At 62.6% G+C, this 1,808-nt stretch carries 3 protein-coding genes and 1 pseudogene; 1 reads left to right on the top strand and 3 read right to left on the bottom strand.

The window, feature by feature from the left end:
• The 3 genes and pseudogenes from Q1V51_RS03285 to Q1V51_RS03275 form a co-directional block, all read right to left on the bottom strand.
• Positions 1–209: pseudogene (locus Q1V51_RS03285) on the bottom strand (alpha/beta hydrolase); the annotation flags it as partial.
• 21 nt (positions 210–230) lie between these two features.
• Positions 231–629: an alpha/beta hydrolase gene (locus Q1V51_RS03280; protein WP_300552810.1), complete on the bottom strand. Its 399-nt coding sequence runs from the start codon at positions 627–629 to the stop codon at positions 231–233.
• Between the two features lie 3 nt (positions 630–632).
• Positions 633–1,541 (bottom strand): HAD family acid phosphatase, encoded by a 909-nt coding sequence (locus Q1V51_RS03275; RefSeq protein ID WP_300552808.1) that lies wholly within the window; start codon positions 1,539–1,541, stop codon positions 633–635.
• Between the two features lie 142 nt (positions 1,542–1,683).
• Here Q1V51_RS03275 and Q1V51_RS03270 point away from each other — a divergent pair.
• A partial coding sequence (locus tag Q1V51_RS03270) for a nitronate monooxygenase (protein ID WP_300552815.1) occupies positions 1,684–1,808 on the top strand: 125 nt, incomplete at its 3' end.

Raw genomic sequence — 1,808 nt, 5'->3', positions numbered from 1 at the left:
TTTTTCGAGAAGCGCTCGGCGACGGAGAGGTCGACATAGGGGTCGGTCTCGCCCCAGAAGAGCTGGCCGGGGGTGGGCAGGTTCGCAAGGTCGCTGACCCAGTCGCCGGAGAAGCGCAGGCCAACGGCCGAGCGGTAGAGTTTCAGGATGGACTGGCGCATCGTCTTGTCGATCAGCGGCACTTCTTCCTTCGCAAGACCGGCCGGCATGCCGCCCTGAATGAGCGCCGCTTACATGCGCGGCTTGTTGCGCATGTTCAGCATGACGAATTCGCCCAGCAGGGGCGTCGCCCACATGCGTGCCGTCTTGTGGCCGCGGTAATCCGGGTCGATCACCGCATTGGTGACGCACCAGGTGCGGATCAGGTCCGGCCGCAGGCTGGCAATGCGCAGGGACAGGAGTGCGCCCCAGTCATGGCCGACAAGATCGATCTTTTGGCCCAGCTTCTCAATCTCGCCAATCAAATAGTCGGCATAGGCGTCCTTGGTGCAGGCAAAGCCTCTCGGCAGCGGCGTGCCGAAGCCAGGCAGGGCAGGCGTGAAATAGTCAGACGGCTGAAGGCCAAGCGCCGCGACCAACGGCTTCCAGAGGTGCGGCGTGTCCGGCACGCCATGAATGAAGACCTTCATTGCCTAGTCCTCCTGCTTCGGCGGCTCCCAATATGTATCTTCCGGGAAGACCTCTTCCATCGTGCCAGCCAGCGACGGGCCATAGACCGGGTTCGGCAGGATGAACCAGCCATTACCCCACATCTGGTCGAAGGCCGGGGCGGCGGTCAGCGCCTTGCGCTCCGGCGGGCTGAGGGCCTTGTCGTTGAAGATGTCGGCAATGTCGCCCAGCTGGTCCCCGGCAAGGGCGATGACACAGTAATTGTCCGAGATCATGTAGCGGCGTCCGTCCTTGGCCCCGCCGTCGGGTGCGTCGCCGCGAAGATAGAGCGACCGGCCATGCGCGAACTCGCCGAGACCGGCGGATTTCAGCGTGTCGGCGGAGCCCTGAATGTTTGCATTGGAGCGGTTGGTGTTGACGATGATCTCGACACCGGCATCGCGGATCCGTTTGAACGCGTCCTTCACGCCCGGAATGGCCTGGGCCTTACCGGCGCCGGTTTTCTCCCACTCATCCCAGATGGCGGGATCGAAGCCGACACCGGTCCGGGTGAAATAGCCCATCGAGCCGAGGTTCCAGATCAGTGTCTCGTCGGCATCGAACACGGCAGCGAGCGGCTGGTCCGCTCCGCAGGCCAGGAAGTCGGCGGCCTCTGCCGTTGCCCCGGGTGCCAGCACGACGCTGGCATTCGGGCGGCTTTCCGCCTTGGCCTCAATATAGGATGCGATGGCGTTCCAGCTCTGCACCATGGTGATGCGGGATTCCGCCGAGCCGTAGAGCCATTGCTGGCCTTCAGTCGGCGCAGCAGGGGCCGGAGTGTCCACCTTCTTGATCACCTTTACAATGACCTTTTCCGTTGGGGCAGGCTCCGGCGGCGCCGTCTGGCAAGCGGCGAGAAGGGCGATGGTGCTGAGAAGAATGTAATGTTTCATGGCGCTTTTGTCCGTCAAACCGGCGGAGATGTCTATCGCTGTCTCATGACAACGGGCCGGGAGGGTTCCCTTTCGTCACTCTTGCCGGAACAGGCTGATTCCTCCAAGGATACGGGCAAACCGTGACTGGAGGAGACATTCCATGAAGACCAAGATCACCGAGATGTTCGGCATCGAGCACCCCATTATCCAGGGCGGCATGCACTATGTCGGCTTTGCGGAAATGGCCGCGGCCGTTTCGAATGCCGGCGGGCTGGGCATCATCAC

This window comes from Maricaulis sp., assembly GCF_030149235.1.
GTDB lineage: Bacteria > Pseudomonadota > Alphaproteobacteria > Caulobacterales > Maricaulaceae > Maricaulis.
The sequence above is the reverse complement of the archived record's forward strand: the minus strand, read 5'-3'. Positions and strand labels throughout refer to the sequence as shown.

Coding starts and splice junctions, on each gene's coding strand:
- Q1V51_RS03275 (WP_300552808.1), bottom strand. CDS start 1,541: ATGAAACATTACATTCTTCTCAGCACCATCGCCCTTCTCGCCGCTTGC.
- Q1V51_RS03280 (WP_300552810.1), bottom strand. CDS start 629: ATGAAGGTCTTCATTCATGGCGTGCCGGACACGCCGCACCTCTGGAAG.